We start from the raw sequence: 14,586 nt of genomic DNA, 5'->3' as shown, positions 1-14,586 counted from the left end.
GAGAAAGGGCCGGAGCAGCGCGCGGGCCACTCCGGCCAGAATTTCTCTAGTAAGGGTAGGGACGGGGGTAGTAGCCGGGGCCGTAGTAGGGTGGCTGACGCCGCTGCATGGACTGCTGCGCGCCGGTCGGCACACCGTACGAGAGCCGGTCCATCTCGGCTTGCGAGATGGTAACCATGGGCGCAGGTGCCGTCAGGCGGAAGGTGAGGATTGCCTCGGATGGTACCAGGACCTGCCGGCTACCTGACGCTGCCGAACTGCCAATTCCGGCTCCTGCGCCAGCAGCGGCACCAATCGCCGCGCCTGGTCCGCCGCCTGCAACGGCACCAATCAGGGCACCGAAGGCTCCGAGGCCAACTGCGCTGCCGATCGTTTGGCCACTCTTGTCGGAGCTATCGCGCGACCAGATGTCGGAGGTGATCGGGAAGGTCTTACCGCCGAGCATGACCTGATTCAGCTGGAGGGCAATCTCGCCGTGACCCTTGATGACGCCGCCACTCTTTGACTCGGTCACGACTCCCTGCACGCTGGCGCCGCGCGGAATCGCTACCTCGCCGTCAGCAATTACATCGTTCAGGACAACTGCGTCGAACGGAGTTCCGGGCGCTGTGTGCTTGCTGTCCAGTCCTTCGTTGATGCGGATGCGGAGCAACGAGCCTGGAGGAACGGTGACCGGTCGCCCTGCTACCTGAGCTCCATAGGGCGGAGGAGCGTTGCCGGGCTGACCGCGATAGCCACCTTGCGGGTAGGGAGGCTGTCCCTGCTGGGCGTACGGAGGACGACCCTGAGGGTAGGGCTGCTGACCTTGCGGATATGGCTGTTGATTCTGAGGATACTGCTGCTGACCCTGCGGGTACTGTTGCGGCGAAGCACCATTCTGTGCGTCGTACGGCTGTCGATAGCCCGGCTGCGTAGAACTTGGTTGTCCACCGCCGGGCTGGCCAGTGATGGCAGAGTCATCCGGCGGCGCACTCTGTCCAGATGCCTGGTCGTTCGTCGCGGTAATTCCATGCTGCGCGGCGTAGGTGTCGGGATCCGGGGCATGCGCTCCAGGGGCTGGGGCCATGGTGCCATCGGACTGCAGGACGCCTTGCGTTCCCTGCCCCGGATCACCGGCACCGAGCGTGAGCTCATCCACAACCTTTTTGACGCCGGATGCGCGTGAGGCCAGGTTCTCAGCCATCTGGCGCGTCGGCTCGTCCTTGACTGTCCCGCTCAGCGTCACCGTTCCGCCGATGGTGTTCGTGATGATGTTCTCGTTGGCGAGTTGAGGAGCACCCGCCAGGCTCTTGAGCACGTTCGCCTCAATCTGAGCATCCGGCACATTCGTCTGCGCATAGATCGGACTGCTGAGAAGCACGATGCTCGCTATCGCGAGGCCCGTTCTGGACATTCCCTTGTAGTTACTCTGCCGCATAGTTCCTCCGTACGAACCCAGGCAGTACGACGCCTAAAGCCCATATGGATGAAGACTCACTTTTCAGGAAAAAGTTACGCTATGGCCAGCATTACTAAAAGGGGACGATAACTGTCGCGTGAGCCGCCGTACGGTTGACCGATGTTCACCGAATCGTTATATTGGGAATGCGGGGTGGAGCAGCCCGGTAGCTCGTTGGGCTCATAACCCAAAGGTCGTAGGTTCAAATCCTACCCCCGCAACCAATCCTTTCAATCACTTACAAGGATCGGACTTTTGAAACAAACTCCCAATATCTCCCAATAAGAAAATCACCGATTTAGGCGCTCGCCAAAACAGGCTTGAGCACCATCTCGACTACCTTCCCATTCGCTTCTCTTTTCGATGAAGACATTGCCTGTCCATAGATATTCATCGTCGTCTGGATGGAGGCATGCCGCATCAGTTCCTGTTGCACTTTCATCGGAGCTCCGGTCTCGTCCAGCCACGAACGGTACGTGTGGCGGAACGTGTGCCAACCGATCTCTCCGAGCTTCCCCGCCGAAATTTTGCGTGTGTCATGGATCAGAACGCGCTTGCCATTTGCCGTGGGCTGACCTTGCCAACACCACACACCCGGAGCCGCGCCGCACGTCGTACACGCGACCACGCAGCATCCCGAAGGGCGAAGATGCCGCTTCTGGATCTCGGTCGGGTGGTACGGTCGGTTCGTCATCGGATTCGCAAAGACCCACCCTTCTGCGGTGGGGACGGCTTGCTTGCTCCAAGCCAAGACGATCTTGGTCAGGGATGGATGCAAAGGAACATAGTCGTGGGAGTATTCGGTCTTGACGTCATCGACCCGCCCGCTCACGTAGCTGCGCTGAACGAGGAGCTGATTCTTTTCAAAATCGAAGTCGTCCCATTGAAGCGCCGCGATCTCGCTCACGCGAAGACCGAGGCATTGGGCGATTTGAACCATCGTGCGATACGGCTCACGCAGAGTCGCGACGACACTTTCGAACTGGTCCACACTCAGAATAATGGGACGTTCCCGCCGCTTGCTTCCGCCCTTGATACGAACGAGCGCGATGGGGTTGCGTTTATCCGTGAAAAGCTCCCAGCGTGTCGCGCACTCATACATCAGGTGCATCACGCTTCGGATATGGGTCTTGGACTTCGGAGCCATAGGGAGATTCTTCAACCAATCTTCGACCGCCATCGGACGGATGCGTTCAAGCAGATGGTCGCCCCAGCGAGGCTTGAGGTAGTTCTTGATGTTCGAACGGTAGGATTTCGCCGTCGAATATCGTTCTGGCAACTCTTCCTCAAGGTACCGGTCACAGATGGCACCGAACGTTACCGCGGCCATCCGCTGCTGTGGAGTTTCTGAGTTGAGTTTTAGGAGAAGAACTTCGACCGCTTTCTGCGCGTGAGTCTTGGTAGGCAACTTCTCAACAGTTCCGACGATGCAGGATTTACGCCTGCGTCCGCCCTTCTCTGTTGCTTCGTAGTACCGAAACTCCCAGGTGTCTCGTCCCTTCGCCCGCTTCTTTCGTGTAAGACTTCCGAATTGATAACATGCACGTTCCATCAAGGTCCTTTCCTTGATTTCCCGGCACAAATGGCTGTCTTAAGCTTAGCCCAACGTCCGCGGGAAAACTATAAAAATGAAGGTGTGTAAAGGAGCGCCGGGGCTAGCTGGCGATGCTGTGCTGTGCGACCCATTCCTGAATCGCCGACGGCACAAATCGCCAAAGTTTCCCAACCTTGACGGCGGCGATCTCACCTCGCAGGACCATCCTTTGTAAGGTTCTCGGATGGACACCCAGAAACTGGGCGGCTTGATTGCTGTCAATGAGCGGGGCGGCTCCCGGACCAAATACTGGGATCTCACCCTTCTCGGAAACGGGCGGCTTGCGCAGCTCGGTCATGAGGCTTCTCCTCCACGAAAATCCAACGGTTTTGCCAAGTTTCCGCAACCGTTTGCCGGCTTACGAACTCGGCAACTCTGTGGAGACAAGGATTGACTGTACCATTCCACGCCGTCCAATTCCTTTTCGTATTTGAGTTATTCCCCCAGGGAATAAGTGCTCGCCGCCGCTCTACAGCTTGAGAAGCATTTGCCCATTGGAGTCCACAAGTTTGGCGTTCGGGAAGACCTTCTTTAGGAACGCCCTTCCGAACTCATTCACCAAGCGAGCTGATTGATCGGCACGAAGCACGAGGTAACTCTTGAGTTGGAGGGACCGCTCAGACAACGGTCTGACGGCGATTTCCCGACTCTGCAGAGGTTCGGCGACGCCTTTTGCCACAAAGGCAACGCCAAAATTTTCCGCTATGAGCTGGACCACTTCTTGTGGGCTGACGTAATGATGCAGTTCCACTGGTGAAGTTCCCGCCTGCCTCGCGACTTCCAGGACGCGGTCATAAACGACAGGATGCGCTTTTCGGGGAAAGATCATCCACCCGACTTCCCCTAAGTCTCGAATAGATACACTTCTACCCTGCGCAGCCGGATGTTCAACTGGCATCACCACACAGAGGGGAGCCGTGGCAATTTCGACGCTTGTCAGAAGCGGATTATCGGACGGCTCTGTAATGATGGCAAGGTCCAGTTCTGCGGCCAAGACGGAGTGGGCAAGGTCTAGAGCAAACATGCTCTCCATGCGAAGCCTCAAGTCTGCATGGAGGGGAAGATGAACGCTCAAAACGGCAGATACTAGGCTGGGGTCAACATACGGGCTGTGCCCAATAGTGAGTACGGGTCGAACCTCATCGTGGGTCGCGCGCGCGAGCCTCACAGCCCTTTCGAGCAGAGCGGCGGCATCCTTACAACCTCTGACGAAGACTTGTCCGGCCTCGGTTAACTCGACTGTTCTCTGGTTACGCTTAAAGATGATGAAGCCAACTCGCTTCTCCAGTTCGGCGATCCGTTTACTGAGAGCCGGCTGAGTGATTTCCAGTCGCTCGGCAGCTCTAGTGAAGCTCAATTCATCCGCGAGGGTGATAGCTGTAAGCTGCAAGCGAGTTTCGACTGGGAAGTTCATCTCTGCACCCTGTCCCGAAACATGTTTGGTGTTCTAATCGCTTCTGGTCAAATCTTTTTCCTTAGGCTCAAAAGATCTTGAACTTTGGAGAGGGGCGCGCTACGACGTGTTCTGTAGAGAGAGAAACACTGGTCTTTAGGCCCAGGATGAAGCCGTTTACGTTTGGATGTGAGAGTCGTAAATAACCTTCATGGTGCGCCGATCACTCCGTGCATCTGTTCCCGTGGGAGAAGCTCCCTCCTGAGCCATGCTTTCCGCCAGTTTCGACCCTGCCGCTGGCGCGTCGTCCAAGCCATCCGCCAACATCCGCGTGAGCCGAAGAATCTGGTCATAATCGGGACAACTCCAGTTTCGGAACATGCGCAATGCCAGCCGCTCGCGCGCGGCGTCGACGGCATTCGTTGCGGCACTAACCTGAGGTGTCACGACCGCTTCCCTGGAACAACGATCGGCTGACATGGTGTGCCGGGCGACCAGGCGAGGCTGTTCAAGCCGCGCCCCTGCCGGACGACGGGGGTGTAGTCGCCCCCGACCCAGATCGCTACGTCGGCCAAGCCTATGGGACCGTACTTCTGACGAGCACAAGCAGCGGGAACAAAGCTCGTTCAATCTCCGACCCCTCTCCTGCAGCATGGATTGATATGACCGCCTTTTTCCGCATGCCCGCCCCACCCTTGTCTTGACAGTAAGTAAATATTCACTTACTGTCAAGAGGTAAGGAGAAATCATGCGCACAAACTCGAAACTCCCTGCCGCAGACCGCAGACAAGCGATTATGACGGCTGCTGCGCCGGTGTTCGCACGCCTCGGACGATCGGGCACCACAACGAAGGACCTCGCCAAGGCGGCGGGCGTCTCCGAAGCCCTTCTTTATAGGCACTTTCCAGGAAAGGACGCGCTGTATGCCGAGCTCGAGAGTCATTGCGTCGAGGCAAACGCGCTCGGCGTGTCCCTTATCGAGGGAGCAACGCCGTCAACGGCGACGTTGGTTATGGGCGTCGCTGTGCTGGTGCAAGCTGTGTTCCCAGGGATCGGCGCACGACAGTCTCACGAGGACACTAAGCGTCTCGTCACCTCCAGCCTGGTCGGCGACGGTCGTTTCGCGAAGGCGTTTCTTGATCGGCATGTGAAGCCGTGGGTCGGCTTGTTTGAAAAGTCCCTTGATGCCGCGAGGGCGGCTGGAGACGTCGAGGAGGGAATTTCTACCGGCAAGGCCGAGATTTGGTTTGTTCACCATCTCGCGAACACGCTGCATTTGATCCGTCTACCGGAAAACGATGTCGTCGATTACGGCATGACCCAAGAACGACTGACGGAAAGCGCTGTCCGCTTTCTGCTGCGCGGCCTTGGACTGAAAAATACCGCCATCAATCGGCACTACGATCCCAAAGAGCTTAAGAGCATCCTTGCACGCATAGGTCAGGAGTAAAGATGAAATCGATAAAGAAGATAGCTGTCATTGGGGCAACGGGTCGTCTTGGAGCGCCAGTAGTCGTAGAGCTGGCGAAGAATTTCCAAGTTCGGGCAATCGTTCGTTCGCGAGAAAAAGCAAAGACGATGCTTCCTTCAAATGTCGAGATCGTCCAAGGGGACCTCCACGACATCCTGAGTCTTCGCGCTGCCCTCGAAGGAATGGACGCCATTTACCTAAATCTGGCCACCGAGACGACAGACCTAAATCTGCCGTTTTACGAGGAGCGGGAAGGCGTGAGAAACCTGATGACCGCCGCCCAAGGGCTGGAAATTCAGTATGTCGCAAAGATCGGTGCTCTCGGCGCTTATCCTCCAGCACTCAAGAGCATGAAGAGCAACATGGTCCCCAATCTAATTCGGATGGAGGGACATGAGATCATCGCGGCTTCCGGCATCCCCCATACATTCTTTGCGCCGACCCATTTCATGGAGCTATTGCCGAACATGATAGACAAGCGCGCCCTCCAGTGGGTCGGCAACACAAAGGTAAAGATCTATTGGATCAGCGTCGTGGACTATGCTCGGCAGGTGGTCAAGGCCTTTCAGAACCGTGAAAAGATGCCTGAGCACTGTCCGATTCAGGGCCCCGAAGCCATCTCCATCAGACGAGCGATGGAATTATTTGTCGAGGTTTATGATCCGGCGCTAAAGATCCGGGTGGCGCCGCTGTGGGTGATCCGGATCATAGGGCTCTTCAACACCAAGATGAAGTTTGTCAGTCATCTCTTCGCATATTTTGGCAGTCATGAGGATCCTTTCTACGCCGCTGATACTTGGCGAAACTTGGGAAAGCCAACCACGACGCTCGCAATGTTTGCGAGAGAGCTGCGCAAGCGTCCGATGGCGCCCTGATCTTTGCTCCTATCATTCAGAGAGAAACATGCCTTCAGCGTTGGAAAGCGCAACCATAAGATCTGCCCATGGTTGCTCACTCACTCAAAACAGCGGACTCACAAACCGACTCTCACCGGACGCAGTAAGTTCTGCCCACGGTAAGCGGATTATCATCGTGCGCTCTCAAAGCAACACTAAGCAGTCAGGTTGGAGAGCAACAAACAATGAACAAGCAAGGGGATGGGCCAAAACGCAACATGCGCTCAGGAGTGAACCCATGGATCATCGCATTGACTGTAACAATCGCGACATTCATGGAGCTCCTCGACACCTCCATCGCGAATGTGGCTCTACCTCATATGGCAGGAGGTCTGGGCCGATCCTTCGACGAAGTGACTTGGATTCTCACAACGTATCTCGTAGCGAACGCTGTCGTCCTACCAATGTCCGCGTGGCTTAGTCGTGTCTTCGGTCGAAAGAATTACTACATGGCCTGCGTTCTGCTTTTCACGCTCAGCTCACTCCTATGCGGCGTGGCTCCCAGCCTGCCGATCATGCTGATTGCTCGCGTTCTACAAGGGATAGGAGGAGGCGGTTTGGCTCCGGTTGAGCAAGCAATCCTTGTAGACACATTCCCTCCCGCCAAGAGAGCTTCAGCTTTCGCACTTTACACAGTGGCCATTGTTGTAGCCCCCGCTGTCGGTCCGGTGGTAGGAGGCTGGATCACTGACAACTTTAGTTGGCGCTGGTGCTTCTTGATCAACCTACCTATAGGATTGCTGTCGCTGTTTCTGACGAATCGCTTCGTGCACGACCCTCCGGCATTTACCGAGGAGAGAAAAACGGCACGTTCCCCGAGCGGTAAATTGAACATCGACGTGGTCGGAATCTTCTTGCTCGCACTCGGCTCGGCAGCACTAGAGGTTCTTCTTGACCGTGGTCAGATAGATGACTGGTTCGGCTCCGCATTTATTTGTTGGGCCTTCGTTGTTGCGCTTCTGTGTCTCGTTTCTGCTGTTTTTTGGGAATGGAATCACAAAGATCCGGTGATTGACCTTCACCTTCTAGCCAAAAGAAACTTTGCCATCGCAAACGTCTTCTACTTCCTTTTCGCGGTCGGCCTCTTTGCTTCGACAACCCTACTTCCGCAGATTCTGCAGACACTCTATGGCTATCGTGCGCTGGACGCCGGCCTCGTCCTCGGACCGGGCGCCGCCGTTATCACCGTTCTAGCTCCCGTAGGGGCAGTCTTAGTGCAAAGGGGAGTCATCCGTCCTAAGTATCTGATGTTCATGGCGATCTCCTTTGCGGGCTTCTCGTTTCTTTACTACAGTCATTTCAACTTGGATACAAACTACGGTCATTACGCTTTCGCGCGTGCCTTGCAGGGATTCGGTTACGCATTCTTCTTCGTCCCGTTAACGGTGATTACGTATTCGGAACTGCGACCCGATCAGAACGACAAAGCGTCGAGCTTGACAAATTTCTTCAGAAATTGGGGTGGAAGCTTTGGTATCGCTTTCGCCACCACTCTCGCAGAACGAAGGACGAGTTTCCATCAATCACGTCTTGCAGACAATCTTCCAGCAACATCCCTGCGTTTACAGCAAACCATCAACGCCGTTGATCGATACCTTCAACAGCATGGGCGGTCTCCGGCCGATGCAGCCAGAGGAGCTATCTTTTTTGTCGGTCAGCTCTTCGATGCGCAGGTTCGCATCTTGGCATACACGGACTGCTTCTGGGCTATTGGTGTGCTAACTTTGATGATCGCTCCTCTTGCGCTTTTCACGAGGAATTTTCGTATCGACCCTGATGCCACGCCCGGCCATTGATGTTCAGCACGTAGCTTCGGCACCGGCGACGAAAAGGGACGAGGTATGCCCCTCGTGGAAACAGGAATTCTGCCGTGCTTCCCGGCGTGCGGGGCCGGAGTCAAAGCGGGAACGCAGGTCGCAGGGAGAAACCGAGCGGTGTTGATCGGCCGCGTTATTCCTGGACCAGTTGAAATGTTAGTCTTCGACTAAATCTGACCTGAATAAGGGGAGGCTTTGAATGAAGAAGAAGCGCTTTACTGTGGAGCAGATTGTTGGGGTATTGAAGCAGGCGCAGGTTGGTGTTCCTGTGGCTGAGGTGATCCGGAAGGCTGGGATCAGCGAACAGACGTTCTACCGGTGGAAGGCGAAGTATGCGGGCCTGGAGGTGGACGAGGTTCGGAAGATGGCTCAGTTGCAAGAGGAGCACATGCGCCTGAAGCAGCTGGTGGCGGAGCTGACGCTGGACAAGACGATGCGTCAGGATGTGCTCTCCAAAAAAATGGTGAAGCCTTCGCGGCGTGGACCGATGGTGGAGCGTCTGGTTGGGAGCTACCTGGTAAGCGAACGGCGTGCGTGCCGAGTGCTTCGCCTGGCAAGAGCAACCTACCGTTACAAGAGCTGCCTCGATCCACGGACTGAGTTGCGGATGCGGATCCGCGAGATCGCTCCGGCAAGAGTGCGCTACGGATATCGCAAGATCCGCGTGCTGTTGAACCGTGAAGGCTGGGATGTGGGCAAGTATCTGGTGTACCGGCTATACAAGGAGGAAGGCCTCATGCTGAAGCGGATGAAGCCTGCTGGGAAGCGCAAAGCGTCACGGCAACGTGAAGAGAAGTTGAAGGCGACGGCACCGGATCGGACCTGGAGTATGGACTTCGTCTCGGACCAACTGCAGGACGGAACACGCTTCCGCTCGTTGACCATCGTCGAAGTGTTCACCCGCGAAGCCGTCGCAATCGACGCTGGGCAGAGCCTGAAGGGACAGGACGTTGTACAAACGCTGAACCGGCTGAAGTCCAGCCGAGGAGTTCCAAAGGTGCTGTACTGCGACAACGGCAGCGAGTTCACCAGTCAGGTGATGGACTTGTGGGCCTATCGGAATGGAGTGAAGATCGACTTCTCCAGACCAGGCAAGCCAACAGATAATGCGTTCGTAGAAAGCTTCAACGGGACGTTCCGATCGGAGTGTCTGAACATCCACTGGTGCATAGATCTGAAGGAAGCTAGGCAGCTGATCGAGGCCTGGAGGCCGGAATACAATGAGAGTCGTCCTCACGCATCTTCGATAACAGGACGCCAAGCGAGTTCGCCAGCCAGTACGCGGCTAGCCGCGTACTGGCTGGAACCTAAACCGGTCGAAGACTAACTCTGACCTTGGTATAGAAATGCTGGGCCCTTCAAAGCTGCGCTACACTAACAAGCTAAGTGGTGCAAAAGATCGGGCAGACCAGCTTCGTCCACGGACATCGCATGTTGCGTACTCGATCCGTCGCGGATAAGTTGCGCAGAGGAGCCCGAAAGTCGACGGGGTTCATTGTTTTCACGCTGCAAGAACAATGCGTTTGAAATCGCGACTTTCCCACACGTCACCCTGCATCCGTAACCCAATTTCCATGGAAGCCAAAAGGTACGCGAACGGGTAACGTTATGATGGCAACCGGCTTTTCGGAGAAGGCCTTGGCGTTTAGGATGACGACGTCTGAGGCGTCCCGTTCTCCGTTATAGACAAAGGAAAGTATCCAGCCGTCATCTTCTTCGGTGCTGCCTTGTCGGGCGACAAAGACGGGCTCCAAGGTAGCGCAAGCAGGTCCGTAATCATGTATTTCGGTTTGACCTGTGCTCACGTCGTGCTTATAGGCCGGACCGAAGTTAACACTGTCCGCAGCGACTGATGCAGTATAGCCGAATCGGTATTCCTTTCCACCAAAAGCATCATTGAAGCGGGGGAACTCGCAATTCCGCTCTTCCAACATGGTCTCGGTCAGCTTTCCGTTTAGGAGATCAATGCGCCAACGCATGAGCATGGTCCCGGCCTCGAATGGCCCATTGCGCCATTTATCAAACACACGAGCGTGGCGCACAACGTCGAGAATGACAGCATTTTCTGAGTCAAACGCGTTCATCACATGGAAGACGAAGCAGGAAGGTGCTTCAATCCAACGCAGGAGCCTGACGTCTCCATCGCGCGGTAATAGGCCGATGCGAGGCATCCGGTCCGAATTCCAAGTGAAGGGAAAATTGCCACGGCCGATCGTTTGATCGAAGGTCACTGGAAGGTCCAACACAACAATCCACTTCGACGTAAAGGCCATGTCGTGGACCATGGGTCGGTGTGCGGCAGGTATCTGTGCAACCGTTCTCGCCATTCCGTTCGGCTCGACCACCATATAGCTCAGGGTCTCCAACTTCGGCTCATAGCTTACGGCATGGAGTTGGCCTGTCGAGGGGTCATATTTCGGATGAGCTACAAAACCATGTTCCAGGGTTCCTGCCAAGTTGGAACGCGACACGCTCTCCAGTGTGTAAGAAAGCTCAACAGGCAGTCCGCCGGCCTCCACAGTCGCGTAGGTCCGTCCCGAGATTCCAAGTATGTTTGTGTTGACTACATTCGGACCGGCCCCATTCTCTGGTCCAGGTAGTCTTGGACGACCTAGGATCGGGGCGTTCATACCGTCAACGATGAAGCGATTGCGATACCACTCTGCCCTGCCCCCTCTGAGGCGTAAACCGTGCGCCATGCCTGTACCCGTGAACCAGTGATATTGCTGATGCTGCGGCATTTGTATTGGATTGGGACCAATCCTCAGCAGCCGCCCTTCTAGTTCTTCTGGAATCGTGCCTTGGACCGGCAGGTCGAAGGCTGTTGTCTCGACGGTGACCGGGGCAAAGTTGCCCTTCAAAAACGGATTGGTGTGCGACAGGTGGTTAATACCCGGTTCAACAATTTGCATGATGACGATCTCCGTTATGTGTATATTACACATTCCGTGAAGGAACGTGTTTCTTTGCTTTCAGGTTCAGCGTTCCTTGCACTTCTAGACTGAGTATGTAGCCTTGGAACACTGCACAAGGGATTGTGACAATGGTGACGACGCTTAGGATATGGGTGGATTCGACGAGAAGGTTATTGCTGCGATTCTCCAGCCCTGACCTCCTTTGACCAAGATCCAAGTCTCACTGCCGCGATTCGTCGGCTTTCCGTCTACCAAGAAGATGAAGTCAAAATACACAGAGGCAATCGTGCCGTCGCTGTTTTCCTGAAGATGCGTGTGCGTTGGATTGAAGCTGGCTTTGGAGGTGGGAACCATCTTTTGGCGAAGTCCGTGTAGCTTCCCACGCGAATCTTCTGGGCATCCGGTGATTTAGCTTTCGCACGAGCGTACGTGTCATCGGAAAGTACGTTGAGCCACATACTGCCTTCGGGGATGAAGAGGCTAGCGAGACGAGATCCATCGTGATTCAGAACAGCATCATGGTACGCGTTGATCACATGCTGAACGTCGACCGTATCCGCCGTGACGCTGGAAGCGATCGCCTTAATCCTCGAAGCAGAGACTGAGTCTTGTGCGAAGCCCATAGTTGACGTTATAAGTGCGAGAGCCAAAGAGTTGCGGATTGTAAAATGGTTCATGTCGTGTCTCCTAATTACATCTACATGTTTATGCGCGGTGACGATAGCATGGATATCTAAGCTGAAATTACGCCCACGCGACGGGCGGCTAAAGATTATGTTCCCAAGTGGTTCCTGGTGTTGCAGTGCGGGATAGAGCTCGATTGAGCTGGAGGTACATGGGGGATTCACCAGATGGAAACACGCTCATCTGGCTTGATGTACATGCGGTCCCCGACATTTACATCGAAAGCGTTGTACCATTCCGGCATGTTCTGAACGACACCATCGAGACGGGCTGCAGCGGGACTATGGACTTCAGAAGCCAGCCTGTTGCGTAGCGAGTCTGGACGTTCCTTCTCACGGCAGACTTGGGCATAGCCCAAGAAGAACTCCTGATCACGGGAAAAGCCGCGCTCGGATGCATCCGGATCATGAGAAAGCGTCGCGCGGTAAGCTTTGTATGCCAGCGTCAAGCCACCTAGATCCGCAACGTTCTCAGTAAGTGTCAACTCTCCCTTGATATGGACGCCGGGCAGAGGTTCCATCGCTGAGTACTGTTTTGCCAGACGAGCCGACTGTTCTTTGAAGCGATGTCTGTCTTCCGGCGTCCACCAATCGCCGTGGTCGTCGAATGGGTGCGTCAGCTCGTGACCGATCACATGTCCGATACTGCCATAATTAACTGCTGCATCTGCCTGCGCATCAAAAAACGGTGCCTGCAACATCCCCGCAGGAAAGATGAGTTGGCCATTCTCCGTGTATGCAACGGGTTCTTGAGGCCAGAAGCGCCAGTCATTCTTGTTCCAAGGCAACTTCAGTTCACTTACCTGATAATTCCAGTTGTGAACTTGAAGTGTTTCGACATCTTTGTATAAAGTCTTGTCGTTCAGATTGACACCTTCATAAGAACGCCAGCGCTCAGGATATCCCATCTGGACCGCGATGTTATCGAGCATACGAAGGGCCTTGATCCGAGTCGGAGGGTCCATCCAGGTGAGTTGCGCAAGGTCGGAACGGAGAGCCTGCTTGACGTTGTCGGCAATGGATTGTACCGCCGCCTTGCTTTCGGGGGGGAAGTAAGCAGCAACATACATCTTGCCTACAGTGGATCCCATCAGGTCATTCAAGAGGCTGACTGCCTCGGGCCAGCGTTCCGATGGAGTTGACTCCAGACCATTGATGACATGACCTCGAAATATAAAGCGTGCTTGTCGAAAGGCCTGAGGCAGGTAAGTTGCTGCTGCATCCGTAATGCGGAACGCCTCCCACGCCTTCAGGGTCGACAGGGGCGTCTTGTGAAACAGTTCGGCGAGTTTCACTACGCTGGTATCCGTCGTGACAACGAGGAGATTGACCTCCGAAAGATGAGCGCCCGCCATGAACTCCGTCCATGGAAACGTGGGAGCCATACGACGAAGGCTCGCGAGCGACATGGGATGGTAGGTCTTGGTGTCATCGCGAAGGTCTTCGCCGCGCCAACTTGCCGCCGCGATCTGGCTTTCAAATGCCACCACAGCTGAGGCTGATTCGTTTACATCTGGCCACCTGGCTAACCTCAACATCTCCGCGACGTAGCCTGTGTAAAGGAATCTTTTGTCTGCGAACTGCGCATCCAGGTAGAAATCTCGATTGGGAAGTCCGAGACCACCTTGACCTAAATGGACCGCGTATCGATCCGTATGCTTCTCGTCTTTTTCGATCTCCAAATGAAACAACGAGGCCTCGAAGCCATGTTGTTCCATCAATCGCGCCACGTCCGCTCTCTTGCCAACTTGCCTCACCGCCTGAAGGTCGGACTGAAGGGGCCGAGTTCCTTGTTCCTCAATCGCGCTATCGTTCATATCAGCGTGGTAGAGAGTGAGAACCCGCCCCTCATCAGAATCTAGACGCTCCTTCTGCGGCTTCTCTAAGAGAGAGTGAACTTGCTCCGCGCAGAGTCGGTGCAAATCGGAAAAGGGACCGACGCTCCTTTGGTCAGGAGGAATGTTGGTTTTCTCGATCCAAGCTCCGTTCGCGTACAGGAAGAAGTCATCGCCCGGTCTTACAGCGGAATCCATTCCGTTGGTATCAACCCCCCATGTACCGAAATGAGGGTGCGTGACAGGCTCGCCTGGCGACAAAAGCCGCTGTGCCGAAAGTGGACAGCCCGCGTACATCAGGATTGCCGCCATCGCGAATAGCTTTGGGTAGTACAAACGCTCCATTAGCTTGCTGAACTTCAAGATGACTTCTCCTTGCACATCAGCTGAAAGTTTGCCGAGCAGTGTGCCTATGGAGAAGGCTAAGAGAGGCTTCAACGCAATGATCTCCCTTTGCGACCAAAGCGCCCCTTTTGCGACGAAGACGACAGATGGACCGACCAACGCGAATACAGTTGAATCATGGCTTCTACGTTGTCTGCGC

Annotated in this window: 12 protein-coding genes and 1 tRNA gene; 5 read left to right on the top strand and 8 right to left on the bottom strand. The window is 55.2% G+C overall.

The window, feature by feature from the left end:
* Positions 1-46: 46 nt before the first annotated feature.
* The gene (locus tag OHL20_RS18350) at positions 47-1,417 is read right to left on the bottom strand and encodes a BON domain-containing protein (RefSeq protein WP_263384610.1); all 1,371 of its coding nucleotides are present in this window, start codon (positions 1,415-1,417) and stop codon (positions 47-49) included.
* Between the two features lie 168 nt (positions 1,418-1,585).
* Between OHL20_RS18350 and OHL20_RS18345 the strand changes: the two genes are divergently transcribed.
* A tRNA-Met gene (locus OHL20_RS18345) sits at positions 1,586-1,662 on the top strand.
* A gap of 74 nt (positions 1,663-1,736) precedes the next feature.
* On the opposite strand, the gene OHL20_RS18340 is transcribed toward OHL20_RS18345, so the two are convergent.
* The 5 genes from OHL20_RS18340 to OHL20_RS18320 all read right to left on the bottom strand — a co-directional run bounded on the left by OHL20_RS18340 (position 1,737) and on the right by OHL20_RS18320 (position 5,000).
* Entirely contained in the window at positions 1,737-2,990 is a 1,254-nt protein-coding gene (locus OHL20_RS18340) for a tyrosine-type recombinase/integrase (protein WP_263384609.1), read from the bottom strand.
* Positions 2,991-3,093: 103 nt separating this feature from the next.
* On the bottom strand, positions 3,094-3,330 hold the full coding sequence (locus OHL20_RS18335; protein ID WP_263384608.1) for a helix-turn-helix domain-containing protein: 237 nt from the start codon (positions 3,328-3,330) through the stop codon (positions 3,094-3,096).
* A 171-nt stretch (positions 3,331-3,501) separates the two neighbouring features.
* Positions 3,502-4,446, bottom strand: a complete 945-nt coding sequence (locus OHL20_RS18330) for a LysR family transcriptional regulator (protein ID WP_263384607.1) — start codon at positions 4,444-4,446, stop codon at positions 3,502-3,504.
* A 156-nt stretch (positions 4,447-4,602) separates the two neighbouring features.
* Entirely contained in the window at positions 4,603-4,872 is a 270-nt protein-coding gene (locus OHL20_RS18325; protein ID WP_263384606.1) for a hypothetical protein, read from the bottom strand.
* Positions 4,869-5,000 carry a hypothetical protein gene (locus OHL20_RS18320; protein WP_263384605.1) on the bottom strand — a complete coding sequence of 44 codons (132 nt, stop codon included), beginning with the start codon at positions 4,998-5,000 and terminating at the stop codon, positions 4,869-4,871. The genes OHL20_RS18325 and OHL20_RS18320 overlap by 4 nt, the downstream gene beginning before the upstream one ends.
* Positions 5,001-5,173: 173 nt before the next feature.
* On the opposite strand from OHL20_RS18320, the gene OHL20_RS18315 reads away from it, so the two are divergent.
* The 4 genes from OHL20_RS18315 (at position 5,174) to OHL20_RS18300 (ending at position 9,920) form a co-directional block, all read left to right on the top strand.
* Positions 5,174-5,875, top strand: coding sequence for a TetR/AcrR family transcriptional regulator (locus OHL20_RS18315; RefSeq protein WP_263384604.1), 702 nt, complete (start codon positions 5,174-5,176; stop codon positions 5,873-5,875).
* A gap of 2 nt (positions 5,876-5,877) precedes the next feature.
* A complete protein-coding gene (locus tag OHL20_RS18310) occupies positions 5,878-6,771 on the top strand; it encodes an SDR family oxidoreductase (protein ID WP_263384603.1) in 894 nt (297 codons plus the stop codon).
* A 206-nt stretch (positions 6,772-6,977) separates the two neighbouring features.
* Positions 6,978-8,588, top strand: coding sequence for a DHA2 family efflux MFS transporter permease subunit (locus OHL20_RS18305; RefSeq protein ID WP_317890970.1), 1,611 nt, complete (start codon positions 6,978-6,980; stop codon positions 8,586-8,588).
* Positions 8,589-8,808: 220 nt separating this feature from the next.
* Positions 8,809-9,920 (top strand): IS3 family transposase gene (locus tag OHL20_RS18300; protein ID WP_263384602.1). Its coding sequence is split into 2 segments (ribosomal slippage): positions 8,809-9,853 and positions 9,853-9,920, totalling 1,113 coding nucleotides; the frame shifts between segments, so codons are not numbered across the junction.
* Positions 9,921-10,156: 236 nt separating this feature from the next.
* Here the strand turns inward: OHL20_RS18300 and OHL20_RS18295 are convergent.
* The gene (locus OHL20_RS18295; RefSeq protein WP_263384601.1) at positions 10,157-11,521 is read right to left on the bottom strand and encodes a carotenoid oxygenase family protein; all 1,365 of its coding nucleotides are present in this window, start codon (positions 11,519-11,521) and stop codon (positions 10,157-10,159) included.
* Between the two features lie 847 nt (positions 11,522-12,368).
* A complete protein-coding gene (locus OHL20_RS18290) occupies positions 12,369-14,354 on the bottom strand; it encodes a M13 family metallopeptidase (RefSeq protein WP_263384600.1) in 1,986 nt (661 codons plus the stop codon).
* Between the last annotated feature and the right edge of the window lie 232 nt (positions 14,355-14,586).

Source organism: Granulicella arctica, assembly GCF_025685605.1.
GTDB lineage: Bacteria > Acidobacteriota > Terriglobia > Terriglobales > Acidobacteriaceae > Edaphobacter > Edaphobacter arcticus.
Note: the sequence above shows the minus strand (reverse complement) of the source record. Positions and strands in the feature narration are given on the sequence as shown.